Below are 25,008 nucleotides of genomic sequence, written 5' to 3' on the forward strand. Positions count from 1 at the left end.
GACTGCCCCGTCATATGTTTGCCCTTCTCCTCGTGACGGCGGCGCCGCCCCTGGACCGCCCCGCCCGGGCGGCGCCCGCCCACCGGACATCCCACACCGCCATCCCCGATGGGCCGGTCGTGCTGACGCAGCAGCCGGGCACGGCCCTGGACCAGACGGCGCGCAAGCTCAATGCCGCCGACCTCGCGGCGGCGGCCCGGCGCGGCGATACGCCGGTGGTGCTGGTGGGGTCCGCGCCGCTCTCGACCCGGGCGGGGGAAACGGCGCTGTTCGTGCAGCTGCAATCCGCCGCCCTGTGCGGTTCCGCCGGATGCGCCACCTCGGTCTATCTGCAAAAAGGCCATGACGACTGGACCAAGGTGCTGGATTCGGTCAGCGGCCCGGTTTCGCTGTCGCACCGGACGCACGGCGGCATGCACGACTTGGTCATCAACGGTACCGACCGCTGGGTCTGGAACGGCCATGCCTACCGCGACACGATGCCGGCCCCGCCGATGGACGACTTGCGCCGCTCGATCGAACGCTACCAGGCGCAGCATCCGAAGCCGCACTGACATCAATAGGGGGATGGGCGTGGAGCGGATGAAGGGAATCGAACCCTCGTATGCAGCTTGGGAAGCTGCCGTTCTACCATTGAACTACATCCGCGACGCTGACGCCCCTATAGCCCAGCGCCGCGGGCGATGCAATCCGTCCACGCGGGCCACGGCGGGATGCGATGGTTGACGACGCCTGCCCCGATCCGCAATAACCCTGTCGTCCGACGTACCCTGCGGTTTGCCGGACCCTCGTGATTTGATCGGCCGGCTTGCGACGAGGTTAAACAGACGCGCTAAAGAGGCCTGACTCCGCCAGAATCCCGCGGGCGTCACGGTTTCCACGGTCGGGTAGCCGCGTCGAGGCGGGGCCGGCCGTGTCGACAGGGCACCGGACGGCCACAGCCTCGGCACTTCTGACGATTCTGTTCCGGGAGCTCCTGATGAGCAACGACTCCACCGACACCGCCTACCGCCCCGCTACACGCCTTCTGCATGCCGGCATGGAGCGCACGCCCTTCGGCGAGACCAGCGAGGCGATGTTCCTGACGTCGGGTTTCGTCTACGACAATGCGGAGCAGGCCGAAGCGACCTTTACCGGCGATGTCGTCCATTACCAGTACAGCCGTTTCGGCAACCCCACGGTCGCGGCACTGGAACGGCGCCTGGCGGACCTGGAGGGGGCCGAGGCCTGCATCGCGACCTCGACCGGCATGGGCGCAGTGTCGTCCGCCCTGCTGTCGCACGTCAAGGCCGGCGACCGGGTGGTGGCGTCGCGCGCGCTGTTCGGCTCCTGTCACTGGATCGTGGCCAACCTGCTGCCGCGCTACGGGGTCGAGACGGTATTCGTCGACGGTGGCGACCTCGCGGGGTGGCAGGCCGCGCTGGCCCAGCCCACGGCCGCCGTGCTGCTGGAAAGCCCGTCGAACCCGATGCTGGAAATCCTGGACATCCGCGCCATCGCCGACCTGGCGCACAAGGCCGGGGCCATCGTCGTGGTCGACAATGTCTTCGCCACCCCGCTGCTGCAAAAGCCGCTGGAACTGGGGGCCGACGTCGTCGTCTATTCCTGCACCAAGCATATCGACGGCCAGGGCCGCGTACTGGGCGGCGCGGTGCTGGGCACCCAGGACTGGATCGCCAACACCCTGCAGCCGTTCACGCGCAACACCGGCAACGCGCTGTCGCCCTTCAACGCCTGGGTCATGCTCAAGGGGCTGGAGACGCTGACCCTGCGCGTCCGCGCGATGACCGAAAATGCCGCCACCGTCGCCGATTACCTGGCCGGGGCCGAAGGGGTCACGCGGGTGTTCTATCCCGGCCGACCCGACCATCCGCAATACGAACTGGCGCAGCGCCAGATGACGGGCGGATCGACGCTGGTGGCCTTCGAGGTCGCGGGCGGCAAGGCCGGGGCGTTCGCCTTCATGAACGCGCTGCGGCTGATCGCGATTTCCAACAATCTGGGCGACGCGCGGTCGATGGTCACCCATCCCGCCACCACCACCCACATGAAGATCAGCCCCGAGGACCGCGCCCAGCTTGGCATCACCGACGGCGTCATCCGCTTCTCGGTCGGGCTGGAAGACGCCGAGGACCTGAAGAACGACCTGGCCCGCGGCCTCGCCGCCCTCGGGCTTCGCTGACGCCCCCAGGCAGGAACGCGCCATGGTCAACGACAGACAGCCTCCCCCCCGGATGGATCCCGACCCGGACGCCATGCTGGCCGAGGCCATGGAGAACGCGCCCTGCTACGAGGCGACGACCGACGCAATCCGCGTGATCGTCCGTACGTTCTGGCTGGACGACCAGTCCCAGCCGGACGCGCACCGCTTCACCTGGGCCTATCGCATCCGGATCGAGAATCACGGCACCGAGACGGTGCAGCTTCTGCGCCGCACCTGGGACATCACCGACGGCACCGGCCGCATCGAGCATGTCCATGGCGACGGCGTGGTGGGCGAGCAGCCGGTCCTGGAACCCGGCCAGGCGTTCGAATATACCTCGGGCGCGGCATTGCAGACGCCGACCGGCTTCATGCGCGGGCTGTACCACATGATCCACCCGCACACGCACCGGCAGTTCGACGTCCAGATCCCGCCCTTCAGCCTGGACTGTCCGTATCACCCGGCGATCATCCACTGACGCACGTCATCGCCTCTTCCATCTGACCCGCGCGCCTGTTCCCGGATGTTTCCGGCAGCCGCCTTCCCGGCAAGACACAGTATGACCTCCTCCGATACGTCCCCCCTGCCCCGTCCCTCGCGCGAGGAGGCGGAAGACGCCATCCGCACCCTGTTGCGCTGGGCGGGCGAAGACCCGTCGCGCGAGGGGCTGCTGGACACGCCGGGCCGCGTCGTGCGGTCGTACGAGGAATTCTTCCAGGGTTATGGCGAGGACCCGACCGCCATCCTGGCGCGCACCTTCGCGGAAGTGGAGGATTATGACGAGATCGTCCTGCTGCGCGACATCCGCTTCGAAAGCCATTGCGAACATCACATGGTGCCGATCATCGGCGTGGCCCATGTCGCCTACCTGCCCCGCACCCGCGTCGTGGGCATCTCCAAGCTGGCCCGGGTGGTCGAGGCCTATTCCCGCCGCCTCCAGATCCAGGAGCGGCTGACGGCGCAGATCGCCAATACGATCAACGACGTCCTGCAACCGCACGGGGTCGCGGTCATCCTAGAGGCCGGACATCAATGCATGACCACGCGCGGCGTGCATCGCCCGGGCGTGTCGATGGTGACCAGCCGCATGCTCGGCGTGTTCCGCACCAATTCGGACACACGGCGCGAACTGATGGCGATGCTGAACCGTCCGTCGGTCGCCAACGCCCACATCTAGAAGACTGCCTTGAAAGCGGCTCCCCCGGCGCGCCGGCCGCATCATCGGGCCGTCAGGCCGATGGCGCCAGGCTCAGCAGCAGCCCCGCCAGCAGCCGCGTGCGTGGAACGATGCTCGACACCAGCATATGCTCCTCCAGCGTATGGTACATGTCGCCGAGTATTCCCAGCCCGTCCAGCGTCGGCACACCCATCGCGCCGGTGAAATTGCCATCCGAGCCGCCCGGCGAACTGGACGCGGCGACGTCGAACCCAAGCCCCCGCGCCACCTGACGGGCATGTTCGAACAGCGCCGTGCAGGCGCGGCCCGGCGTCCAGACGGGGCGGACACAGGTCGGCCTGACCGTCAATGCCACGTCGGGCGTGCTCGAACGGCGGGCGAGCATCCGTGCGATGCCCGCCTGCAGCTCCGCCTCGGTTTCGGCCATGCTCAGCAGCACCCGGGCGTCGCAATGGGCCGCGACGCAGTTCGCCCATTGTCCGCCCTGGATGACCCCCACGGAATAGGTACAGCGCTCGGTCGACATCGCTTCGATATCGAGAACCTGCCGGCACATTTCGCGGATGGCGCTGCGGCCGGCGGCCAGCCTGGCGCCCGCGTGGCTGGGCCGCCCGGTGGTGCGGACCTCGAACCGCGCCACCGCATGCCGCCCGCTTACCAGGCCGCCACAGGGGGTGCCGTCGGGCCGTCCGGGCTCGGGCACCAGCACGAGGAGGTTGCGCGCGGCCTCGGCCTCGACAAGGTCGCGGGCCGAGGGCGTACCGATTTCCTCATCCGGGGTCAGCAGGACCGTAACCGGCAGCGGCGTTGCCAGCCCGGCAAGACCGATCTGGCGCAGGGCCTCGATGGCCATGTAGGTGCCGCCCTTCATGTCGCAGATGCCGGGGCCATAGACCCTGTCGCCCTCGCGGCGCACCGGAAGCTGCTTCAACGTGCCGAGCGGATGCACCGTGTCCAGATGCGCGGCAATCAGGATTCCCGGCGTGCCGTCGGGCGCGGAATGGGGAAGACGGGCGCGAATGCAGTCGCCCAGCCCCATGCGTCCCGGGATGCGTTCGATGCGCGCCCCCATCAGCGCAAGCGCGCGCGATGCAAGATCCATCATGCGATTGACCGCACCGGCCTCCAAGGTCGGGCTTTCGCATTCGGCCCATTCCATGATGCCCGCCACCATGCGGTCCTCGTCGAAATGGAGCGTATCCTGGGCCGAGCCGGTATCGAGCGTCGAAAATCCCATCTCTTTCTCCTGCGATCCTGCCTTGGCCCGGCGTGGTGCGTCCGGGACGGGCATTCACTCTAGGAAGCACGTTTGTTTTCCGGCCAGATCGATTTTGTGTTCATGGTGGAACGGTTTTCGCGTAGCCCGTCCCAAGCGCAGGAAACGCGCGCCGGATCGCCACCAGCACGCATTTTCAAACAGGCCCCCGGGAGGAACCGATGCACGTAAAGGCACTGCTCTACTTCCAGGTCCTTGCCCGCACCGGCTCGTTGCGTCGGGCGGCGCAGAAGCTCGACATCACGCCGACGGCGCTGACACGGCAGATCGAGAATCTGGAACATTTCTTCGGCGCGCCGCTGATCGAGCGCGAGCAGCAGGGTGTCCGCCTGACCGCGGCCGGAGAAGTGGTGGCCGAACGCGCGGGCCTGGTCGCGCGCGAACTGGATTCACTGCGCGCGCGCGTCGACGACCTCAAGGGCTTGCGGTCCGGAACCGTCACCATCCGGGCGTCGGGAAGCCCGGTCTCCAGCGTGCTGGCGCCGGCGCTCGCCGCGCTGCATCAGGAATTTCCCGGCCTGCGGTTCAATGTCGAAACCGCCGGCGGTCCCTCGATCGGCGCCGCGCTGACCTCCGGCGAGGTCGATCTGGGCCTGACCCTGTTCGCGCCCTCGCTGTCCGAACTGACGATCTGTTCCCGCCTGCACGTGGTGCATTCCGCCATCATGGCGCCGTCCCATCCGCTGGCCGGCAGGCGCGAACTGTTTCTGGAGGATGTGCGCGCGCATGCCCTGTCCATACCGGATTGCAGCTATTTCGTCCGGCGGGCGTTCGATCGCGTCATCCCGCCGAACGAGGCGGGATTCGATCCGATATTCATGACCGGATCGTTCGAACTGCAGCTCGATCTGGCGATGCGCGGCTCGGCCGTGCTGTTCCTTCCGGAAATCTGCTGCCGCACGCCCATCGAACGGAATCTGCTCCGGGCCGTGCCGCTGGCGGGTCCGTTGCAGGTTCCGACCGCGCTCGACCTGCTGCGCGCCACCAATCGTCCGCTCTCCTTTGCCGCGCGGATGGTCGCGAACCGCATCGGACGGATCATGACGACCTTCGCCTGAACACCGCTTGCCCCCGCGCCTAAAGCGGACCAGATATGCGCATGGTGCAACGGTTTTCGTTGCATCATGCGCACAAAAACAGAATGGCGTCCGGGGCGGCCCGCTGCCTAACATCCATTTCTCGACCGGAACAAGATGGCACGGCCGGTTGAAATCGCAATCAGGGCGAATGGAAAAACACGACATGCTCGATCTGACGGCGCGCGAACTCCTGAAGCTGTTCAGGACACGGTCGCTTTCACCGGTGGAGTACGCCCGGCACCTGGTGGCCCATATCGCGCGTTGGGAACCCGCATTGGGCGCGCTGTATCTTTATGATCCCGACCGTCTTTTGTCCGAGGCCGCGCAGTCCGAGGCGCGCTGGATGGCGGGGACGCCCGCCGGCATGCTCGACGGCGTTCCGGTCACGGTCAAGGAACTGATCGCCACCAGGGGCGACCCCATTCCGCAGGGCAGCGCCGCCAGCCCCCTTGTCCCGGCTCCGGCGGACGCCCCCATCGCGGCCCGCCTGAAGGAAGCGGGGGCGATCATCTTCGCCAAGACCACGGTGCCCGATTTCGGAATGCTGTCCTCGGGGCTGTCGACGTTTCACCGGCTTGCCCGCAATCCGTGGAATCTGGCCTGCAACCCCGGGGGGTCCAGCGCCGGTGCCTCGGCGGCGGCGGCGGCGGGATATGGCCCGCTTCACGTCGGCACCGATATCGGCGGTTCGGTGCGCCTGCCCGCCGCGTGGTGCGGGCTGGTCGGCTTCAAGCCCAGCCTGGGGCGTATCCCCGTCGATCCTTACTATATCGGCCGCTGTGCCGGGCCGATGACGCGGACCGTCGACGATGCCGCGCTCATGATGCCGGTGCTGGCCCTGCCCGATGCGCGCGATGCGACCAGCCTGCCGCCCGAGGCCATCGACTGGGACGGCTATTATCGCGGCATGCGGCTGCGGGGGCTGCGGATCGGCTTGCAACTGGAACCGGGCTGCGGCCTGCCGCTCGATGCCGAAATCCGCGCGGCGGTGACCGCCGCCGCCGAACGCCTTGCCGAACTGGGGGCCGAGATCGTGCCGGTGCCGCCGGTCATGACGCAGGACATGCTGTCCGGCCTCGACGATTACTGGACGGCGCGAAGCTGGGCCGAACTGCGCAAGCTGCCCGAGGACAGGATGGACAAGGTGCTGCCCTTCATCCGGGACTGGGCCTCGCGCGGGAAGAACATCGACGGCGTGCGCGCGGTCGACGGGCTGGGGCAGACCTTCGCCATGCGTCGCGCCTGCGCGGCCCTGTTCGAATCGGTGGACGCGGTCCTTTCGCCCACGACGCCGGTGGTCAGCTTTCCGGCCGAATTCCCCGGACCGACCAACGACCCCGACCGGTCCTTCGACCACATCGTCTACACCGTGCCGTGGAACATGTCCGAACAGCCCGCCGTATCGATCAACTGCGGATTTTCCTCGGACGGGATGCCGATCGGCCTGCAGATCGTCACCCCCCGCTTCGCCGACCTCGACGCGTTGCGGCTGGCCTCGGTCTGCGAAACCGCGCGCGGGCCGATCACGTCGTGGCCCGCGCCCCCCGCCGCCTGACCGCCCTCGCCCATTTTCCGCCACCGCCAGCCAGACGGAACAGCATCGCCATGCCCAGACACGCGCGCCACGGATCGCTGATCCTCCTGTGCGGCCTCGCGTCCCTCCCTGCCGGATCCGCCAAGGCGGCCCCGATGCCCGCCCCAGGGGCCGCCCCAAGCGCCGTCCCAGTGCCCGCCACGACTCCGGCGGCCGTGGCCGCACGTCCGGCGGTGCGGGCCGATGCCCCCGCGCCGGGCGCGCCGGCCCCGGCGGGAGAAGACATCCTGGTCCATGGCGCCCAGAACAACGGCAGCCGCGTGCAACGTTCCGGAATCGCAATATCAAGACTCACGCGCGACCAGTTGGTCCGGGCCGGCGTCACGACGGTCAACGATCTGCAGCGCCTTGTTCCCAACCTTCAGGTCGAACCCGCGATGGGCGGCGGGCAGCCGCAGTTCCATCTGCGGGGCATCGGGTTCTTCGATTACGGTTCGAACAACATGCCCGATGTCATGACCTATGTGGACGGCGTGGCCTATCCGTTCGGCATCATGACGCAGGGCGTGATGTATGACCTTTCGGCCGTCGAGGTCGAACGCGGCCCGACCGGCGCGACGGCCGGCCGCAATACCTCGGGCGGCGACATCGACATCATCACCGCCGAGCCCACGCATCGCTGGACGGCCGGCGTGATGCAGGACATCGCCAATTACGCGCGCAGCAAGACCGACCTGTTCGTCTCCGGCCCGCTGGCGCGGAACGTCACGTTCCGCCTTTCGGCCGAAACCAACCATGGCGGCGGATATTTGCACAACCGCGACACGGGCGAACATATCGGCAGCACCGACCGCGGCGCCGTGCGCGCCAAGCTGAACTGGGACGTCGACGACACCATGAACGTGTCGCTCAACGGCCATTGGGCGGTGGACAGGTCCGACGCCACGCCGGGCTACATCATCAAGCCGTTCGTCACGCAGGCGGGCAAGGGCGTCCTGATTCCGGTCGATACCGATCACTATGCCACGGGCTGGGGTATTTCGCCTCAATTTGCCAGTCTCATCGGCGTGTCGCCGAACCAGAAGCCGTTCCGCGACAACCAGACGTGGGGCATCGACCTGTCGATCCGCAAGGACCTGCCCTGGGCGCGCTTCACCTCGGTCAGCGCCTTCGAGGCGATGAGCCGGCACGAGATGAATGATTGGGACGCGACATCGTCCTACGAGGCCGATAATTATTTCGATACCAACCTTTCGGTCTTTTCGCAGGAATTCCGCCTCGCCTCCCGCCGCCAGGGGCCGCTGACCTGGTCGGCCGGGCTGTATTACTTCAAGACCGACATGCAGGACCGCATGGTGACGGACTACATGTCCACCCACATGTTCATAAACGACACGCGCTACGGCCAGCCGGACCAGTCCTTCTCGCAATTCGCGCAGGCCGTGTATCGGCCGATCACGAACTTTCGGCTGATTTTCGGCCTTCGTCATGAAAGCGAATGGAAGGATCTGACGAATTTCTATACGCAGCATCATCCCGGCCCGCAGGCCCTGACCTATGACCGGCATACCGGAATGGATCAGGTCACCGGGAAGGTGGGTTTCGAATACAACGTCACCCGCGACATCCTGACCTATTTCAACATTCGCCGCGGCGTGAAGGAGGGCGGATTCACGGCCTACAACCTGACCAGCCCCTCGCAGCTCGCGCCGATCAAGCCGGAATGGCTGGTGGCCTACGAACTGGGGGCGAAAACCGAATTCTTCAACCATCGGGTCCAGGTCAACGGAGCCGCCTTCAAATACGATTATCACGACCAGCAGGTGCAAAGCGCCATCGTGGATCCGGTGATGGGGCCGATCGGCAAGATCGTGAACGCGCCGCGTTCGTCGATCTGGGGCGTGGAGCTCGAAGCGCAGGCCGAACCGGTACGGGGGCTGCATCTGTCGCAGACCTTCGGCTACGAGCGTGGAGAATACAACCGGTTCCAGATCGCCAACCTCGCAGCCACGGCGGCCCTTCATGTTCCCGGCGGATTGTATACGCCGGTCTTTACGAATATGGCCGGGAAGGACATGGGCTTCCCGAAGCTGACCCTCAACGGCTCGGCCGCCTACGATATCGGCCTGCCGGGGAACTACGTGCTGACGCCGGAAGTCGATTATTCGTATCGCAGCCTGCAGACCGCCGTCCTGCTCGGTCCGCTCTTCAACATCAAGCCGTACTTCCTGCTGAACACGTCCCTGACCTTCCGCCCGAAACATGGTCGGTGGAGCGTCAGCGGCTACGTCCAGAACGCGCTTGACCGCACCTACGACCTGACCCGCAATTTCTTTACCACGTCCGATTTCGGCATCGTCGGCCCGCCGCGCTTCTATGGCGCGCGGCTGAGCTACACCTACTGAACCGCAGGCGGCAAACGTGTCGAAACCCATGAGGACGGACGGAGTGGAAAAGGAAAACGGAGGCGCGGGCTTGAGGGAACCGGCGGCAGGCCAGGGTTGGCGCGTCGCCGTCGGGCTCGGCGTTCCATTCTGCGCCATCGTCCTGGCCATTCCCTTCCTGGGCGGCACGCGGATGACGGTCGCGGCTTTCCCGTTGCCCGTCTTCTGGATGTTCTGCTGCTTCATTCTGGCCTCGCTGTGCATGGCCATTGTCTGGACCCTGTCCGACCGCCGACGGGGCGACGATGGCTAGCATCGTCTTCCTGTCCATCATCATGCTGTCGGTCGCGGTCGCGCTCTATTCCCGACGTGGCCACGCACATCAGGATTCGCGCGATTTCTTCGTCGCCTCCGGCCAGTTCGGCGGCCTGCTCGTCTTCGTCCTCGCGGTCGGCGAGACGTACAGCATCGGCAGCATCCTGGGCTTCCCTGCCGCCGCATATGGCCAGGGCACGTCCTTCGTGCTGTGGTTCCTGGGCTATATCGTACTGGCCTATCCGCTGGGCTACTTCGTCAACCCGCTGATCTGGCAGGCCGGCCGGCGATGCGGCGCGCTGACCATCGCCGACCTGTTCCGCGTGCATTTCGCCAGTCCCGCGCTGGAACGCATCGTCGTCGTCAATGCGATCCTGTTCCTTCTGCCGTTCGGCGAGCTTCAGTTCGCCGGCCTGCTGAACGTGCTGGAAGAATTTCACTGGAACGTGCCGCCGTTGATGCTGACCGGAGGCGCCGCCATCGTGACCTTCGCCTGGCTGATGCTGTCGGGCATCCGGGCGCCGGCCTATGTCTCGATCATCAAGGACAGCCTGGTTGTGATCGCGGTCATATTGGTGGGGGTGGCAGCCGTGCGGACGATGGGCGGGCTGCACGCGCCCCCTGCCGGCCTGCCCGGCCACGACCGGCTCGGCACGCAGGATCAGATCTATGCCATGTCGACCATCCTCCTTCAGGCGATGGGGTTCTGCGTGGCCCCGCAGACGGTCGCCTTCCTGTTCACCGCGCGATCGGGGCGGACGGTGCGGCGCAACCAGATCGTCATGCCGCTCTATATGCTGATGTTTCCGTTTCTCTACCTGGTCGCGGTCTATGCCCGCGTGGTCGGCCTGCCGTTGCCGTCGGCCAATGCCGTGTTCATGGCCAGCGCGCATGCGCTGCTGCCGGGGTGGGCCGTGGGGATCGTCGCCGCCGCCTGTGCGCTCTCCGCCCTCGTTATCCTGGCCGGGACCTGCCTCACGCTGGGGCCGCTTGTGTCCCATAATCTGCTTCATGGCCTGTCGGACAACCAGCAACGACGGGGCGCACAATTCGTGATCGCGCTCTATCTCGTCTTTTCCATCGTCGCCGCCAGCCATCTTTCGGGTCTGATGGTCGCGCTGACCAGCATGTACTATCTGGGGGTTTCGCAGATGGTCCCGGGCATGGCCGCCGTGATCTGGCGCCGCACCCCCGCGCCGGCCGCCATCGGTGCCGGCCTGGTCGTGGGTGGTGCGGTGGCGGTCGTGCTCTTTCTCGCGGGGGTGCGGCCCGGCGGGCTGAATGCGGGCCTCGTCGGGCTTCTGGTCAATCTCGCAACGATCACGGTGGCGCAGGGGCTGGCCCGCATGCGCACCGCCCGGGCCTGACGGCCCTGCGGTTCAGAATTCCTTAATGCGGGCCATCTAATGCCGGATGGATGCACGGGACATTTTCGTCCGGCAGGAACCTGAACCGGAGTTTAGGCAACAGTTCGTACCCCCGGGCGTTCCCTCACCAGGACGTAGCGGTTGCCGCAGGGCGACTGCTGCAGCCCGCCGTTGCCATTGATGCAGGAGAACCCCTTATGGCCCAGAGCATTCCGCCCCAGAGCCAGGACCATCAGCCGGGCGTCGAGCGTCTGCTTCAACCACAGGCGGAACATATCCGTGCCGATTATCGCGGCAGCGGCAAGCTGAAGGGGCGCCGCGCGCTGATTACGGGCGGCGACAGCGGCATCGGCCGTGCGGTCGCATTGCATTTCGCGCGAGAGGGCGCGGATGTTGCCATCGTGTATCTGGAAGAAAAGGAAGACGCGCAGGAGACTGTTCGCCTGATCGAGGCCGAGGGCGCGAAAGCTCTCGCAATTCGGGGCGATGTTTCCAGAAGCGAAACCTGCGACGCGGCCGTCGCGCGCACGGTCGAGGCATTTGGCGGCCTTGATGTCGTGGTGAACAATGCCGGCGTCCAGTATGTCAGCGAGGACCTGACCGATATCGACGATGCCACATGGCAGCGTCACATGGACGTGAACATCAACGGATATTTCTATATCGCGCGCGCCGCGCTGCCGCATCTCGGCAAGGGCAGCGCCATCATCAACACGTCGTCGATCAACGCCTTTGCCGGCAACAAGGCTCTGGTCGCCTATTCCACGACCAAGGCGGCCGAACTGGGCTTTACGCGCGCCCTGGCGCTGCAGCTTGCCGAGCGGAACATTCGCGTCAACGCCGTGGCGCCCGGCCCGATCTGGACCCCGCTGCAACCCGCCAGCTGGGGGCCGATCGACCCGCAGGCCGTGGCCGACCTGGGCAAGGATACGCCGCTTGGCCGCATCGGGCAGCCCAGCGAAATGGGGCCGGCCTATGTCTATCTGGCGTCGAATGACGCATCCTACGTCACGGGCCAGACCGTCCACGTCAACGGCGGCATGATCGTCAATGGCTGAGGCGCTTCCGTCGCTGATGCTGCCGGAATCAACCTGGCTGCGTTCGGCGCCCCATCGCCGCTGGCTCGATCATCAGGGCCAGCGATTGCTGGATTTCTCCAAACCCTCGCGGGTCGACGCAGGGTTCGCGGCACTCGGCGACGACGGCCGGCTGATGACGGGGGCAAGCGCGGACAGCATCCTGACGGCACGGATGACCCATGTCTACGCGGTCGCCGCCGGACGCGGTCTTCCCGGATGCGCCCCGCTGGCGGCACATGGCGTCGCCAGCTTGCTGGGGCCGTTGCGGGATCATGCACATGGCGGCTGGTTCGAAGGCGTCGCCCCGGCGGGACAAGGGCCGGAGGGCGGCCGCAAGCAGGCGTACCTGCACGCCTTCGTCGCGCTCGCGGCCTCCTCGGCGGTCGTGCAGGGCATACAGGGCGCGCAGGACTTGCTGAAAGACGCGCTGGCGGTATGGGAGCGCCATTTCTGGAGCGAGGATGAAGGCGTCTTCCGCGAAAGCTTCGCCGCGGACTGGTCGGATGAAGAAGATTATCGCGGCGCCAATGCGAACATGCATTCGGTGGAAGCCTGCATGGCCGTCGCGGACGTCACCGGAAATCCGGCATGGCGTCGGCGGGCGCTGAGAATTGTCGAGCGGATCATCCATACCCTGGCCCGTGACGCCGGATATGCCGTCCCGGAACATTATGATCGCAACTGGACTCTTCTGAAGGATTTTAATCGCGACAAGCCGACGGACGACCTGCGCCCCTATGGAATGACGCCCGGGCATTTCGTCGAATGGTCGCACCTGCTGCTCAAGCTGGAAGCCGCCCTGCTGCGCGCGCGCGGTTCGGCCCCCCTCTGGCTGCTGGAAGACGCCATTGGTCTTTTCCGCCGTGGCACCGACGCCGGGTGGGCGCGTGACGGTGAACCGGGCCTGCTCTACACCGTGGGCTGGGACCTGGAACCTGTCGTGCATAATCGCCCCCACTGGTGCCAGGCCGAAGCCATGACGTCAGCCGCCGCGCTGCTGAAGCGTACGGGACATGCGGAATACGAAAAATGGTACCGCAAGATCTGGGATTATATCGACCTTTACATGATCGACCGCACGCAGGGCGGGTGGCTTCAGGAACTTGACCGGCATAATCGCCCTTCGGCCGTGGTGTACCAGGGCAAGGCCGACCTTTACCATGCCTGGCAGGCGACGCTGACGCCGCTTCTTCCCCTTGCGCCCAGCTTTGCCACCGCCGTTTCGATCATGGACGGCTGACGGAAGGGCGAAATTCATCAAGCTCGCGTGACCCGCTCGCACCTGCCTGTCCGGGCGGTTATCCTCGCGCCGCGAACGGGGCGAGGCCGGCTCCCGTGCCGGATGCCGCCCTCGGGGCAGGAGGCAGGATAATGAAGGCGCTTGTCTATCGTGGGCCTGGCGACAAGGGGCTGGAAGACCGGCCTCGGCCGCAGATCCTCCAGCCTGGGGATGCGATCGTCCGGATGGCCAGGACGACCCTGTGCGGAACGGACCTGCATATCCTCAAGGGGGATGTGCCGACCTGCGCGCCGGGCCGGACCCTGGGGCACGAGGGGGTCGGGGTGATCGACGCGGTCGGGGCGGCCGTCACGACATTCCGGGCCGGGGACCGGGTCCTGATCTCGTGCATCACCTCTTGCGCCCGCTGCGATTATTGCCGGCGGGGCATGCCCTCGCATTGCGAGACCGGGGGATGGCTGCTGGGCAACGCCATCGACGGAACGCAGGCCGAATTCGTCCGCATCCCGCATGCCGAAACCAGCCTCTATCCCATTCCCGCCGGCGCGGACGAGGACGCGCTGGTCATGCTCAGCGACATCCTGCCGACGGGCTTCGAATGCGGCGTGCTGAACGGCAAGGTCGCGCCGGGGGGCACGGTGGCGATCGTGGGCTCGGGGCCGATCGGGATGGCCGCGCTGCTGACGGCGCAGCTCTATTCCCCGGCCGAGATCATCATGATCGACCTCGACCCGCACCGGCTGGAGGTCGCGCGGCAGTTCGGGGCAACGCACGTCATCGACAGCAGCGCCGGCGACGCGGCGGCGCAGGTGATGGCCCTGACCGGCGGGCGGGGCGTCGACACGGCGATCGAGGCCGTGGGTATCCCCGCCACGTTCCAGCTGTGCCAGGACATCGTGGGGCCGGGGGGCACCATCGCCAATGTCGGCGTCCATGGATGCAAGGTGGATCTGCACCTGGAAACGCTATGGTCGCGCAACATCACGATCACCACCCGGCTGGTGGATACGGTGACGACGCCGATGCTGATGAAAAGCGTGCTGTCCGGCCGGCTGGACCCGAAGCGGCTGATCACCCACCGCTTCACGCTGGACACCATCATCGAAGCCTACGACGTGTTCGGCCAGGCGGCCCGGCATCAGGCGATGAAGATGCTGATCACGATGGAGGCGGCCCAGCCGGGCTGACGGCGGCGGGGTCGCGCTGCCAGGCGCCGCGGCTTTCCATGCAGGCGGCGTAGGCATGTTTGATGCGCACGCGCTGGCTGCCGCCGGTTGGCGTGAAGGTCGCGGTCGGCGTGGCGGCCATCGTCGCGTCGGTCTGGCAGAAAGCATCGTCCGACTGATATTGCGCCCCATGCGGGTCGATGACGGTGCTGTAGCCCGCGATATTGCCATACACCGTATGTTCACGATGGTGATGCCGGTGGGCCGCCGCCGGACAGGCGATCGCCATCGACGCCGCCAGTATCAGCAGGCCTGTCAGCCGGGTCGTGGCGATGTGGGCGGTCATGATGGGGTTTCCTGCAAATCCATGCGTCTGGAGGCCGGGGCCGGAAAATCCGGCGGGGCGGGCTGCGGCAGGGCCTTCGCCTCGATCCTCAGCTCATGTTCCATGAAATCGAGTTCCTGGGTAATCGTCCACTCGGTTTCGTCATTGATGTGCTTCTCCATCATCCGGCGGTGCAACAGTTCGCGCATGTGACGGATGACGAACAGGCGCAGCGCCAGTTCGGTCCGCTTTTCGCGGATCGCGGCGACGCGGATGTCGGCCTCGGCCGCCTGGGTGTCGTCCAGCCGGCGCAGCGCGTCCTGATATTCGTGCAACAGGCGGGAAATGGCTTCCTGCCGCAATGCGCCGGCCTCGTCCAGCGGGGCGCCGTGGGCAGTCAGCCGTTCCTGCTCGTCCTGCATGACCCGGATCGCCGCGCGCGCCAGTTCGATGCGCATCCCGTCCAATTCGCGCAGCGAGGGATCATTTTCCCCCGGCACCAGTCCGGCCAGCAGGCCCGGCATCGCGATGCTGGCCAGCAGAAGCGAACAGATGATCACCCCGGCCGCCAGGGTCACCAGCAGGTCGCGTCCCGGAAAGGCGGGGCCGGCCGCGGACGCCACGGGCAGGGACAGCACGGCGGCCAGCGTGATCGCCCCGCGCGTGCCGGCCACCGTCATGACCAGCACGCTGCGCCAGGACGGGATAACGGTGTTGCGATGGCGGAAGCGCGCCAGGACCACCCGCATGGTGATCGAGATCCAGATCCAGGCGAAGCGCATCGCGCTCATGGCCACCTGGATGGCGACGATGGCCAGCAACAGCGACCAGGGCGACAAGCCGCCGGCCCGCGCCAGGCGGACGCCGCCGGTCACCAGATCGGGCAGTTGCAGCCCCAGCAGCAGGAAGATCACCGCGTTGAACGTGAAATTCAGCATGTCCCACACGGTGGTGGACTTCAGGCGCGTTTCGGTCCGGGCCTCGCTCATCACGCCGGTCAGCTTGACGGTCATGCCCCCCGCCACGGCGGCCAGAATACCCGAGCAACCGGCGGCATCGGCGATCAGATAGATGCCGAACGGCAGCATCATCGCCAGTGTGATGTGGGTCGGCGGGTCGTCGTAGCCGCGCAGCAGCAGATAATGCTCGGCCCGGCACGCCGCCCAGGCGATGGCGACGCCCACGGCGACCCCTCCCAGCGACATGACGATGAAGCTGCCCAGCGCCTGCTGGAACGAGAATAGCCCGGTCATCGCGGCGGTCACGGCGAATTTGAAGCAGACCAGGCCCGAAGCGTCGTTCAGCAGCGCCTCGCCATGCAGGATATGGACGACGCGGGCCGGCGCCCGGCCGCCTTCCAGCATGCTGCCCACCGAAACCGCGTCGGTGGGCGACATCACGGCGGCCAGCGCGAAGGCCGCCGGCAGGATGATGGGCGGGATCAGCCAGTGGACGAAATAGCCGCAGCCGATGGTGGTGAAGACCACCAGACCCAGCGCCAGCATGACGATGACGTTTCGCAATTCGCCGAATTCGCGCATCGGCATGCGATAGGCGTCGGCGAACAGCAGCGGCGGAATGAACAGCAGCAGGAACATGTCCGGGTCGAACCCGATGCGCAGGCCGGCCAGCGATGCCGCCGATCCGATCGCGATCTGCACCAGCGGCAGCGGGACGGGCACGCGCCCGATTTTCGAAATGAGGCTGCTCAACCCCGTCACGGCCAGCAGGGCCAGCGTCATGAAAACGGCATGCATGTCTGTCGTCCCACGTCATGTCCGCGACCGGTCGGCGGTCCGCCCCGTTAGGCGAGGCAACCGCGGGTGTAAATGCGGGTTGCCACGGGGCAGATATTCGATTTCGTCCCGTCAGGGTCCATTCGGACCCGTTACCCTCGGGCGGATGGTCGCATTGACCGCCTGCCGGTGGCTCCCCATTATTTCAGGAAGGCGGGCGCCCATGCCGGGCGCCGAACGTCATGAGCAAGGTAAAGACAGGATGGCAGCGGTGGAGGAGTATTTTCGTCCCCGCCTTGTGGCCCTGATGGCCGAGGCGCGGCGGGACGGGATCGACGCGGACGTCGCGGTCGCGGTTCTGCTGAACCTGCTCGACACGCTCGATTTCGCTTCAAGCCGGGGAGAAGACCCACAATCGTGAGCAATGATCCGTACGAGATCCTGGGCCTGTCGCGCACGGCCAGCCAGGACGATATCCGCAAGGCCTACCGCAAGCTGGCCAAGACCCATCATCCGGACCTGAACCCGGGCGACAAGGTGGCCGAGGAAAAGTTCAAGGCCATCAGCAGCGCCCATACCCTGCTGTCCGACACCGAGCAGCGGGCGCGCTTCGACCGGGGCGAGATCGACGCCACGGGGCAGGAACGCGGCTGGGCGCCCGGTGGCGGCGGCTATCGCGACCATGCCGAGGGCGCGCAGGGTTTCCGCTATTCCGCCGGCCATTTTTCCGAGGACGACCTGGGCGACGTCTTCGGCAGCATGTTCGGCCAGCAGCGGGGCTTTCGCCGCCGCCCGCAGGGGCCGGCGCGCGGCGAGGATCGCAGCTACACCCTGGCCGTCAGCTTCGCCGACGCGGTGAACGGCGGCACGTCGCGCATCACCCTGCCGGGGGGCGCCACCCTGGACGTGAAGATCCCGCCGGGGATCGAGGACGGACAGGTGATGCGCCTGCGCGGCAAGGGTGGCGAGGGGCATCAGGGCGGCCCGGCGGGCGACGCCCTGATCACGATCGGCATCACGCCCGACCCCGACTATACCCGCGACGGCAACGATATCCGCATGAGCCTGCCCGTCGGGCTGAAGACCGCCGTGCTGGGCGGTCCGGTCACGGTGCCCACGCCGGGCGGTCCGGTCTCGATGAACGTGCCCGCCCATTCGGACAGCGGGCGGGTCATGCGCCTGCGCGGCCGGGGCGTGAAGGCCCATGGCGGGCGCGAGGCCGGCAACCTCTACGTCACCCTGAAAATCGTGATCGGCCGCCCGGACGAGGCGCTGGAGACATTCCTGAAATCCTGGACGCCGCCCGATGCGGCAGGAAAGGACGCGGCATCATGATGACAATCGACACATTGTGCGTCCGCCTGGGCAACGTGACGGCCGCCGACATCGAACGCTGGATCGACAGCGACTGGCTGCGCCCCGAAGGCGCGCCGGGCGCCTATGCGTTCCAGGACATCGACGAGGCCCGCGCGCGCCTGATCGTCGAACTGCGCTCGGACCTCGGCGTCAGCGACGAGGGCATGCCCCTGGTGCTGTCGCTGCTGGACCAGTTGTACGATGCGCGGCGGCAGATGATGCGCCTGCGCGACGCGTTGCAGACACCGCAGGCCGACGATATCCGCGCACGGGTGCGCGGCCTGCTGGCCGAACTGCCCACGCCCCGCCCCTGATTTTTGTCTGCCTCGGGTCCGCGTCGGTTGATCTCAGTCGTCGCGGCTCAGGGGAAGGTCCAGAACCTGTCCGGGCTTCCGGCCCCTGATTTTCAGGTCCGCGCTGTTGGCGGACACCAGATGGAACGTCACCAGCGGGTCACTGTCGAGCGATTGCAGCGTGGTGTGATCCTTGCGGGTCAGCAGGACGTCATGGCGCGCCACGACATGCAGTTCGTCCGGCAGGGTCATATGCACCTGCCCCCGGGCGTCGGGGGCGTCCACGATGACCGGCGACAGGCCCATTGCCGCCCAGCGGCCGGTGAACGGACTGGCCGGGGCGGCCGTCGCGGGGGCAAAGACGCCGCCCAGGGGCAGCACGGCCAGCACGGTCACGGCGGCCAGCGCCATGCGGCGGGCAAGGCGGGCGGGCGCGTGGGGATGAAAGCGGGTCATGCGGATGTCGTCCTCCGGCTGTTGCCCCAAGCGTATGGGGATGCGCCCGGTTTTGAAAGCGGGCGCACCGCACGGCCGCTCCGCGTGGGGCGCCTCACCGGTTCCCGCCCGGCGCGGCGGGGTGGCCTGCCGGCGCGACATTGGGCGGCGGCCCCGATCCGACGTTCCGGCGGATGCGGGCCACGGCCTCGCGCATCGTCAGGTGCGGGCGATGTCCGTCGGGGCCGACGATCGACACGGTGGCCGTCATGCCCGCCGCCAGCACGATGCCGGCGGGCAGGACGTCGATCTGCACGCGCACCGGAATGCGCTGCGCCAGCCGCACCCAGGTATAGACCGGATTGACGGACGGCAGGCCCTGGGTCGATCGTTCTGCGTTGGTTGACGAGATGCCGCGCGTGATGCTGTCGACATGGCCCCAGAGCGGGGCCGAATAGCCCATCAGATCCATGCGGACCCGGTCGCCGCGATGGATCTGGTGCATCTTCGTTTCCTCGAAATACCCGTCGATCCAGTAGGATTCCGCGTCGATCACCTGGATATTCGGGGTGCCCGCGGTCGCGAAATCGCCCACGCGCATCGTCAGGTTGGAAACGTAACCGTTGACGGTGCTGCGGATCTGCGTGCGATCGAGGTTGATCCGGGCCTGGGACAGGGCGGCCAGCGCGTCGGCGTACTGGGCCTTGGCCTGCTCGGCGATGGCTTCGAACTGCTGCTTTTCTTCGGTCGAGGCCGAAGCCGAGGACAGCTGCTGGCGGCGCTGGTGCTGCGACAGGCGCAATGTCAGGTCGGCCTGGCGTTCGTTGACCCGCGCGGTGGCCGAGGCCACGGCCACGCGGAAATCGAACGGATCGATGCTGTACAGGACATCGCCCTTGCGCACGTACTGGTTGTCGGCGACCTGGACGGCGACGATCTGCCCCGACACGCGCGGGGCGATGTTGGCAACCTGGACACGGACCTGTCCGTTCCGCGTCCAGGGGGCGGCGGTGTAATAATCCCACAGCGCCAGCGCCACGACGGCGGCGATGCCCAGGATGATCAGGGTCGTCATGATCCGTATGACGTGACGGGCGCGTTCGAACACCGGGGGGCCTTTCACAGCAACAGCGTATAGATGCCCAGAAGGCAGATCAGGAGGCCGAATTCGGCCAGAGGCATGTTCCAGACCAGCCGCTGGATGCCCACGCGGCCCAGCAGCGGCCGCAGCAGGATCAGCGTCAGCAGGGCCAGCGCGCCATTGGCCACGAAGGACGAGATCAGGACCCCGTCGATATCAATGACCTGAACCATGTCAGACTCCTTCGCCGGGGGGCAGCAGGTCGTAATGCCGCAGCGCCCGCGCGTTGCGCTCCAGCAGGCGCGACGCGCCGAACAGGCCGGATACCGCGCCGATCACGGTTTCCCGGTCCGCCGGCTGCAGGGCTTCGCTGTGGGCCAGCAATACCGTGGCGTGCCGTAATGTCTGCTCGACCGTCGCGGGCACGTCATGGACCGCCAGGGCGTCCAGGGCCTGGCGCGCCGGTCCGGCGACCGCGTCGATGGTCGTGGCGCGCCGAAGATGGCGGCGGGCGCGGGCCAGGGCGCCGATCAGGTCCCCCAGCGCCACGATGCGGCCGAAGACGCGCCGCGCCGCCAGGGTGTCGGGCAGGTAGCCGGTCCAGGTCCGGGCCTGGATCAGCCGGTCGTACTGGCGGCTGATCAGCGCCGGGCCGGCGACCTCGCCCCGTCCGGCGAATTGCCGCCGCAGCGACAGCGCCACCGCCATGGCCACGCGGAACCGGCGTCGCCGCGCCGAGGGCGGCAGCAGCAGGACCAGCGAGACGAACACGATCACCGCCGACAGCATGTAGAAGACGTTGCGGTCGATGAACTGGACCGGGTCGTAATTATGGAAATTGTCCAGCCCCAGCATGACGAAGAAGAAGACGCCGAAATTGAACCCGATCGCAAAGCTCCGGGGATGGATCAGCAGCAGGCAGGTCACGAAGATGATCGGGGCGATCGTCATCGCCAGGAACACCATTCCCGTCCCCAGCGGCAGCACGTGATAGTTCAGGACCATCGCGCACGCCGTGGCCAGCGGCACGCCGATCAGCGCGCCGAAGCCGAAGGCCTGCGTGTTGAAGGTCGTGATCGACAGGGTCAGCACGATGGCGACCTGCACCAGGGCGGCGGACGAGTCCGGCAGGTCCGACAGGATGCAGATCGCGGCCGCGATGGAAAACCCCATCAGGATCCGCAACCCGTTCAGCAGCGCCAGGACCGGATCCTGGTGCCGGATGATGCGCACATCGTGCGCCACGCGGGGCGCGGCGCGCCCGTCCTCCAGCGTGCGGATGCCGTCCTCGACCCAGCGTCCATAGGACAGCAGGGCCAGGGTCCGTTCGATCAGGTAGGCCTCCGGCGGGGTCAGGGGGGGCTCGTCGGCGTCGTGCGCCAGCAGGTCGATCAGGGCGGCCCGGGCCTCGGCCGCCGAAGCGAACGGCGTGCCGTCGCCGTATCGCGCGCGCACCCGCGCCAGCACCGAGGCGCGCACCTCGCCTTCGCGCAGGATGCCGCCGATGGCGCGTCCGCACGACATCATGTCCAGCAGCGCCACCATTGCCGATCGCGCGCCCCCTGTGCGCAGGGCGCTGTCCGGCAGTTCGGTGCGGGCGAACGACACCTGGCTGGTCAGGGACATGATCCCGGCGGCAAGCGCGGTGCAGGCCCCGTCGTCGGGAATGCCGTGCCCGGCCACGGCGTCGCGGGTCATCTGCCGCACCTTCTCCGCCGAGCGGCGCAAGCCCGCGGCCAGGGCCTGCCAGGCCGAAGGCGAGCCGAACACGTCGTTCACGACGGCCACCGACGCGATCCCGACCATGATGGCGGAGACACGGAAGATCGCGACGGTGAAGACCGATTCGGGCCGGTCGATGCAGCTGACGCCGACGATAGCGACGGTATAGCCGGCCAGCAGCGCGCCATAGGCCCGGAAATCCCGCATCAGGGTGCCGACGACGACGCACAGGCCCAGCCACAGCGCGGCGCCGCCCAGCATCATGACCCGGTCCTGGCTGAACGCCGCGACCAGGGCGATGGCCACCGCCGCCCCGACCAGTGTCCCGCCCATCCGGTACAGCGCCTTCGACAGCACCTGGCCGCGCAGGGGCTGGGCCAGGATCATCACCGTCACCCCGGCCGACGCCGGGGCTTCGATCTGCAGCCAGAAGGCGACGGAAAGGGCCAGCACCGCCGACGCCCACGTCCGCATGCAGAACGCGAACCATCCGGGCGGGAACCACTCCCGCGGAAGATCGGGAAACCAGACCCAGCGCAGGACGCCGCTCGCGCCCCGTGCGCTTTCCCCCATTTCCGCTTACCCTCCTGAGTCGGCACGGATCACATGATCGAGACTATGGCAGCGGCCGGTACACCATGTGTATCGATCCCGCGACAAACCATGTCCACACAGGGCCCACGATTTCGGGAAGTCAAAAAACCGTTTTTATATCAGGGGATAAACTGTCCCGGCGCCCAGGCTGCTCGTCGACACGCCATCAGCCATGCGCGGCCCGCATGACGCGCGCCCCGGCACGATCCGTCCGGGCCTGGGACCGCAGGCCCTGCCGATGGCGCGCATGGATGGCACGAACGGCCTCGGACATCGCCGGAAGCAGGCGGAGGCGCCGCTCCGGCGCGCGGGGGGTGGCGGCAGGCTGGGTGGTCTTGGTAACGGGCGCCATCATCGTCCTGTGCTCTATGCCACGGCGGGGATGCCGGGCGACGACATCGTGTGTCGCGCTGCCTGGTGTCGGAAATGGGGCATCGGCAAGGTGTTCCGGTGACATCGGCCCTCTGGCCGCCGGGCCCGGTTCGGGCGATAAGGCGGAATGCGCCTGATTCACACGTCCGACTGGCAGATCGGCAAGATGTTCCGCTTTGCCGACGACGAGGTCCTGCCGGTCCTGCAACAGGAACGGCTGGAATCCATCGGCCGGATCGGCCGCCTGGCGCGCGCGCAGGGGGCTTCGGCCGTGCTGGTGGCAGGCGACGTCTACGACCATCTGCGTCCGGCGGAACGGACGCTGCGCCAGCCCGTCGAGCGGATGCGGCAGTTTCCCGACCTGCGCTGGCACCTGATTCCGGGCAACCATGATTTTCACGAACCCGACGGCCTGTGGGACAGGCTGCTGCGGATGGGGCTGCCGGACAATGTGGTGGCGCATCTGACCCCCGAACCGGCCCCGCTGGACGCGGCGGGCGACGCATGGGTGGTGCCCGCCGGGCTGGGACGCCGCCATGTCATCGGCGACCCCACCGCCGCGATGGACGCCGCCCCCACGCCCGAGGGCGCGATCCGGGTCGGGCTGGCCCACGGTTCGGTCCGGACCTTCGGCAACGACGAGGCGGCGGTGCGCAACGTGATCGCCATCGACCGGGCGCGCACGGCGGGTCTGGGCTACCTGGCCCTGGGCGACTGGCATGGCGCCCTGCGGATCGACGCCCGGACCTGGTATTCCGGCACGCCCGAGACCGACGGGTTCGACCTGGGCGGCGCGGGCGGCGGGCAGGCCCTGCTGGTGGCGCTGGACGGGCCGCGCGCCGAACCGGTCGTCACCGTTCACGAGACCGGGCGGTTCCGCTGGGCGCGCGAGCAGGCGGTCCTGACCTCGGCCGAGGATGTGCGGGGGCTTGAGGCGCGGTTGCGCGGCATCGACCGCGACGACCCCAGCCGGGTGCTGGTCCGGCTGGCCGTCAGCGGGGCGCTGACGCTGGCCGACCTGGAACTGTACCAGGCCCTGGTGGTGGCGGGACTGGGGTCCGCCCTGCGGCTGCTGCGCATCGACGGCACGCCCGACCTAGCGACCTCGCCCGACGATCTGGACGGGTTCGGGATGACGGGGGCCGTGCGGGCGGCGGCCGAATCGCTTATGGCGCAGGCGGCCGGCGGCGACGCCGACGCGCGCGACGTCGCGACCGCCGCCTTGCAGCGCCTGCATCTGCTGGCGCGCGACCTGGATGCGGGGGGTGGGGCATGATACTGCGCGGGCTGGAGGTCGAGCAGGTCCGGCGCTTCGGCGACCCGGTCCGGCTGAGCGGGCTGGGGCCGGGGCTGAACCTGCTGTCGGCGCCGAACGAATTCGGGAAATCGACCCTGCTGGCCGCCCTGCGCGCGGTCTTCATGCTTCAGCACGGCTCCAGGAGCGAGGCCGTACGGTCGCTGCAGCCCTATGGCCAGAGCGCGGCCCCGCGCATCGCGGCGGATTTCGCGATCGACGGCACCGAATACCGGATCGAGAAACGCTTCGTCTCGCGCCCCGCCGCCCGCCTGACCGAAGGGGGCCGCGTGCTGGAGGGCGAGGAGGCCGAGGAACGCCTCCAACGCCTGATCGGGCTGGAACCGGGCAAGCGGGGAACCGAGGCGCTGGGGATCATGGCCGCGCTGTGGGTCGGCCAGGGGCAGAGCCTGGTCCAGCCCGAATTGTCCGACCCCGCGCGGACCACGGTGCGCACCTGCCTGGAAGCCGACCTGGGCGCGATGACCGGCGGCGCCGAGGCCGAGCGGATCCTGGCCCGGGTGCGGGCCGATCTTGCGGTTCTTCAGGACGGGCGCGGCAATCCCAAGGGGCGCTATCGCGCGGCGATCGAGGGCGAGGCCGAGGCGGCGGGCGAGATCGCGCGCCTCGATGCCCGGCGCCGCATGCTGGAGGACGATCTGGCGGCGATGGCCGAGTGCCGTCGGCGACTGGCGCACGAGGACAATGTCGACCGGCGCGAGAAGGAACACGCCGTGCTGGCCGAAGCCCGGCGACTGCGCGACCGGTTGCGCGAGTATGATGCCCTGTACAGCGCCGCCTGTGCCGCGCAGGCGCACGCCGCCGCCCGGGTCGAGGCCGCCGGGCAGGACATCGCCCGCCGTGCCGCCTGGCAGGCCGAACTGGACGGCGAAACCGCGCGCCTGGCCGATCTGACCGAGGCCCTGGGGCTGGCCGAGGCGCGGCACGCGGCGGCGCAGGCCGCCCAGGCCGCCCGCCAG

At 67.8% G+C, this 25,008-nt stretch carries 25 protein-coding genes, 1 tRNA gene and 1 riboswitch; of the genes, 17 read left to right on the forward strand and 9 right to left on the reverse strand.

Annotated elements, in window-relative coordinates:
- Positions 1 to 14 precede the first annotated feature (14 nt).
- The gene (locus HLH34_RS09265; RefSeq protein WP_373318566.1) at positions 15 to 554 is read left to right on the forward strand and encodes a hypothetical protein; all 540 of its coding nucleotides are present in this window, start codon (positions 15 to 17) and stop codon (positions 552 to 554) included.
- 20 nt (positions 555 to 574) lie between these two features.
- Here the strand turns inward: HLH34_RS09265 and HLH34_RS09270 are convergent.
- Positions 575 to 648, reverse strand: a tRNA-Gly gene (locus HLH34_RS09270).
- 129 nt (positions 649 to 777) lie between these two features.
- Positions 778 to 857, forward strand: a riboswitch (SAM riboswitch).
- Positions 858 to 979: 122 nt separating this feature from the next.
- Between HLH34_RS09270 and metZ the strand changes: the two genes are divergently transcribed.
- From metZ to folE, 3 genes are all read left to right on the forward strand, one after another.
- Positions 980 to 2,182, forward strand: coding sequence for an O-succinylhomoserine sulfhydrylase (gene metZ, locus HLH34_RS09275; protein WP_183119276.1), 1,203 nt, complete (start codon positions 980 to 982; stop codon positions 2,180 to 2,182).
- An 88-nt stretch (positions 2,183 to 2,270) separates the two neighbouring features.
- Positions 2,271 to 2,681, forward strand: a complete 411-nt coding sequence (apaG, locus tag HLH34_RS09280; protein ID WP_244959803.1) for a Co2+/Mg2+ efflux protein ApaG — start codon at positions 2,271 to 2,273, stop codon at positions 2,679 to 2,681.
- Positions 2,682 to 2,762: 81 nt separating this feature from the next.
- Entirely contained in the window at positions 2,763 to 3,380 is a 618-nt protein-coding gene (gene folE / locus HLH34_RS09285; protein WP_183119278.1) for a GTP cyclohydrolase I FolE, read from the forward strand.
- Positions 3,381 to 3,432: 52 nt separating this feature from the next.
- Here the strand turns inward: folE and HLH34_RS09290 are convergent, their stop codons facing one another.
- On the reverse strand, positions 3,433 to 4,617 hold the full coding sequence (locus tag HLH34_RS09290) for a M20/M25/M40 family metallo-hydrolase (RefSeq protein WP_183119279.1): 1,185 nt from the start codon (positions 4,615 to 4,617) through the stop codon (positions 3,433 to 3,435).
- Positions 4,618 to 4,817: 200 nt separating this feature from the next.
- Here HLH34_RS09290 and HLH34_RS09295 point away from each other — a divergent pair, with 200 nt between their 5' ends.
- From HLH34_RS09295 to HLH34_RS09330, 8 genes are all read left to right on the forward strand, one after another.
- A complete protein-coding gene (locus HLH34_RS09295) occupies positions 4,818 to 5,714 on the forward strand; it encodes a LysR family transcriptional regulator (RefSeq protein ID WP_183119280.1) in 897 nt (298 codons plus the stop codon).
- Positions 5,715 to 5,898: 184 nt separating this feature from the next.
- Positions 5,899 to 7,290, forward strand: coding sequence for an amidase (locus HLH34_RS09300; protein WP_183119281.1), 1,392 nt, complete (start codon positions 5,899 to 5,901; stop codon positions 7,288 to 7,290).
- A gap of 194 nt (positions 7,291 to 7,484) precedes the next feature.
- Entirely contained in the window at positions 7,485 to 9,674 is a 2,190-nt protein-coding gene (locus tag HLH34_RS09305; protein ID WP_342354508.1) for a TonB-dependent receptor, read from the forward strand.
- Positions 9,675 to 9,744: 70 nt separating this feature from the next.
- Complete coding sequence (locus HLH34_RS09310) at positions 9,745 to 9,966, forward strand: DUF3311 domain-containing protein (protein ID WP_244959779.1); 222 nt, start codon at positions 9,745 to 9,747, stop codon at positions 9,964 to 9,966.
- A complete protein-coding gene (locus HLH34_RS09315) occupies positions 9,959 to 11,335 on the forward strand; it encodes a sodium:solute symporter family protein (protein WP_183119284.1) in 1,377 nt (458 codons plus the stop codon). The genes HLH34_RS09310 and HLH34_RS09315 overlap by 8 nt, the downstream gene beginning before the upstream one ends.
- Positions 11,336 to 11,532: 197 nt before the next feature.
- Positions 11,533 to 12,393, forward strand: a complete 861-nt coding sequence (locus tag HLH34_RS09320) for a glucose 1-dehydrogenase (protein WP_183119285.1) — start codon at positions 11,533 to 11,535, stop codon at positions 12,391 to 12,393.
- Positions 12,386 to 13,654 carry a D-mannose isomerase gene (locus tag HLH34_RS09325; protein WP_183119286.1) on the forward strand — a complete coding sequence of 423 codons (1,269 nt, stop codon included), beginning with the start codon at positions 12,386 to 12,388 and terminating at the stop codon, positions 13,652 to 13,654. Before HLH34_RS09320 ends, HLH34_RS09325 begins: the two co-directional genes overlap by 8 nt.
- A gap of 131 nt (positions 13,655 to 13,785) precedes the next feature.
- Entirely contained in the window at positions 13,786 to 14,841 is a 1,056-nt protein-coding gene (locus HLH34_RS09330; RefSeq protein WP_183119287.1) for a zinc-dependent alcohol dehydrogenase family protein, read from the forward strand.
- On the opposite strand, the gene HLH34_RS09335 is transcribed toward HLH34_RS09330, so the two are convergent.
- Both HLH34_RS09335 and HLH34_RS09340 read right to left on the reverse strand, forming a co-directional pair.
- Positions 14,813 to 15,166: a hypothetical protein gene (locus HLH34_RS09335; protein WP_183119288.1), complete on the reverse strand. Its 354-nt coding sequence runs from the start codon at positions 15,164 to 15,166 to the stop codon at positions 14,813 to 14,815. The genes HLH34_RS09330 and HLH34_RS09335 overlap by 29 nt on opposite strands.
- Positions 15,163 to 16,902, reverse strand: a complete 1,740-nt coding sequence (locus tag HLH34_RS09340; RefSeq protein WP_183119289.1) for a Na+/H+ antiporter — start codon at positions 16,900 to 16,902, stop codon at positions 15,163 to 15,165. Before HLH34_RS09340 ends, HLH34_RS09335 begins: the two co-directional genes overlap by 4 nt.
- A gap of 202 nt (positions 16,903 to 17,104) precedes the next feature.
- On the opposite strand from HLH34_RS09340, the gene HLH34_RS09345 reads away from it, so the two are divergent.
- Genes HLH34_RS09345 through HLH34_RS09355 form a run of 3 tightly spaced genes read left to right on the forward strand, consistent with a single transcriptional unit; the run spans position 17,105 to position 18,551 of the window.
- On the forward strand, positions 17,105 to 17,302 hold the full coding sequence (locus tag HLH34_RS09345) for a hypothetical protein (protein ID WP_183119343.1): 198 nt from the start codon (positions 17,105 to 17,107) through the stop codon (positions 17,300 to 17,302).
- Positions 17,299 to 18,216 carry a DnaJ C-terminal domain-containing protein gene (locus HLH34_RS09350; protein WP_183119290.1) on the forward strand — a complete coding sequence of 306 codons (918 nt, stop codon included), beginning with the start codon at positions 17,299 to 17,301 and terminating at the stop codon, positions 18,214 to 18,216. The genes HLH34_RS09345 and HLH34_RS09350 overlap by 4 nt, the downstream gene beginning before the upstream one ends.
- On the forward strand, positions 18,213 to 18,551 hold the full coding sequence (locus tag HLH34_RS09355; protein ID WP_183119291.1) for a chaperone modulator CbpM: 339 nt from the start codon (positions 18,213 to 18,215) through the stop codon (positions 18,549 to 18,551). Before HLH34_RS09350 ends, HLH34_RS09355 begins: the two co-directional genes overlap by 4 nt.
- A gap of 33 nt (positions 18,552 to 18,584) precedes the next feature.
- On the opposite strand, the gene HLH34_RS09360 is transcribed toward HLH34_RS09355, so the two are convergent.
- The 5 genes from HLH34_RS09360 to HLH34_RS09380 all read right to left on the reverse strand — a co-directional run bounded on the left by HLH34_RS09360 (position 18,585) and on the right by HLH34_RS09380 (position 22,717).
- Positions 18,585 to 18,986, reverse strand: a complete 402-nt coding sequence (locus tag HLH34_RS09360; RefSeq protein WP_183119292.1) for a hypothetical protein — start codon at positions 18,984 to 18,986, stop codon at positions 18,585 to 18,587.
- A gap of 94 nt (positions 18,987 to 19,080) precedes the next feature.
- Positions 19,081 to 20,073 carry an efflux RND transporter periplasmic adaptor subunit gene (locus HLH34_RS09365; RefSeq protein ID WP_183119293.1) on the reverse strand — a complete coding sequence of 331 codons (993 nt, stop codon included), beginning with the start codon at positions 20,071 to 20,073 and terminating at the stop codon, positions 19,081 to 19,083.
- Between the two features lie 11 nt (positions 20,074 to 20,084).
- Entirely contained in the window at positions 20,085 to 20,279 is a 195-nt protein-coding gene (locus tag HLH34_RS09370) for a DUF1656 domain-containing protein (protein WP_183119294.1), read from the reverse strand.
- A 1-nt stretch (position 20,280) separates the two neighbouring features.
- Positions 20,281 to 22,341 carry an FUSC family protein gene (locus tag HLH34_RS09375; RefSeq protein ID WP_183119295.1) on the reverse strand — a complete coding sequence of 687 codons (2,061 nt, stop codon included), beginning with the start codon at positions 22,339 to 22,341 and terminating at the stop codon, positions 20,281 to 20,283.
- A gap of 187 nt (positions 22,342 to 22,528) precedes the next feature.
- Positions 22,529 to 22,717, reverse strand: coding sequence for a hypothetical protein (locus tag HLH34_RS09380; RefSeq protein ID WP_183119296.1), 189 nt, complete (start codon positions 22,715 to 22,717; stop codon positions 22,529 to 22,531).
- Positions 22,718 to 22,861: 144 nt separating this feature from the next.
- On the opposite strand from HLH34_RS09380, the gene HLH34_RS09385 reads away from it, so the two are divergent.
- A complete protein-coding gene (locus HLH34_RS09385) occupies positions 22,862 to 24,010 on the forward strand; it encodes a metallophosphoesterase family protein (protein WP_183119297.1) in 1,149 nt (382 codons plus the stop codon).
- A partial coding sequence (locus tag HLH34_RS09390) for an AAA family ATPase (RefSeq protein ID WP_220792099.1) occupies positions 24,007 to 25,008 on the forward strand: 1,002 nt, incomplete at its 3' end. The genes HLH34_RS09385 and HLH34_RS09390, both read left to right, overlap by 4 nt.

Source organism: Gluconacetobacter azotocaptans, assembly GCF_014174355.1.
GTDB lineage: Bacteria > Pseudomonadota > Alphaproteobacteria > Acetobacterales > Acetobacteraceae > Gluconacetobacter > Gluconacetobacter azotocaptans.

Coding starts and splice junctions, on each gene's coding strand:
- HLH34_RS09340 (WP_183119289.1), bottom strand. CDS start 16,902: ATGCATGCCGTTTTCATGACGCTGGCCCTGCTGGCCGTGACGGGGTTG.
- HLH34_RS09380 (WP_183119296.1), bottom strand. CDS start 22,717: ATGATGGCGCCCGTTACCAAGACCACCCAGCCTGCCGCCACCCCCCGC.
- apaG (WP_244959803.1), top strand. CDS start 2,271: ATGGAGAACGCGCCCTGCTACGAGGCGACGACCGACGCAATCCGCGTG.
- HLH34_RS09375 (WP_183119295.1), bottom strand. CDS start 22,341: ATGGGGGAAAGCGCACGGGGCGCGAGCGGCGTCCTGCGCTGGGTCTGG.
- HLH34_RS09295 (WP_183119280.1), top strand. CDS start 4,818: ATGCACGTAAAGGCACTGCTCTACTTCCAGGTCCTTGCCCGCACCGGC.
- HLH34_RS09315 (WP_183119284.1), top strand. CDS start 9,959: ATGGCTAGCATCGTCTTCCTGTCCATCATCATGCTGTCGGTCGCGGTC.
- HLH34_RS09265 (WP_373318566.1), top strand. CDS start 15: ATGTTTGCCCTTCTCCTCGTGACGGCGGCGCCGCCCCTGGACCGCCCC.
- HLH34_RS09345 (WP_183119343.1), top strand. CDS start 17,105: ATGCCGGGCGCCGAACGTCATGAGCAAGGTAAAGACAGGATGGCAGCG.
- HLH34_RS09300 (WP_183119281.1), top strand. CDS start 5,899: ATGCTCGATCTGACGGCGCGCGAACTCCTGAAGCTGTTCAGGACACGG.
- folE (WP_183119278.1), top strand. CDS start 2,763: ATGACCTCCTCCGATACGTCCCCCCTGCCCCGTCCCTCGCGCGAGGAG.
- HLH34_RS09370 (WP_183119294.1), bottom strand. CDS start 20,279: ATGGTTCAGGTCATTGATATCGACGGGGTCCTGATCTCGTCCTTCGTG.
- HLH34_RS09385 (WP_183119297.1), top strand. CDS start 22,862: ATGCGCCTGATTCACACGTCCGACTGGCAGATCGGCAAGATGTTCCGC.
- metZ (WP_183119276.1), top strand. CDS start 980: ATGAGCAACGACTCCACCGACACCGCCTACCGCCCCGCTACACGCCTT.
- HLH34_RS09330 (WP_183119287.1), top strand. CDS start 13,786: ATGAAGGCGCTTGTCTATCGTGGGCCTGGCGACAAGGGGCTGGAAGAC.
- HLH34_RS09290 (WP_183119279.1), bottom strand. CDS start 4,617: ATGGGATTTTCGACGCTCGATACCGGCTCGGCCCAGGATACGCTCCAT.
- HLH34_RS09355 (WP_183119291.1), top strand. CDS start 18,213: ATGATGACAATCGACACATTGTGCGTCCGCCTGGGCAACGTGACGGCC.
- HLH34_RS09320 (WP_183119285.1), top strand. CDS start 11,533: ATGGCCCAGAGCATTCCGCCCCAGAGCCAGGACCATCAGCCGGGCGTC.
- HLH34_RS09325 (WP_183119286.1), top strand. CDS start 12,386: ATGGCTGAGGCGCTTCCGTCGCTGATGCTGCCGGAATCAACCTGGCTG.
- HLH34_RS09335 (WP_183119288.1), bottom strand. CDS start 15,166: ATGACCGCCCACATCGCCACGACCCGGCTGACAGGCCTGCTGATACTG.
- HLH34_RS09360 (WP_183119292.1), bottom strand. CDS start 18,986: ATGACCCGCTTTCATCCCCACGCGCCCGCCCGCCTTGCCCGCCGCATG.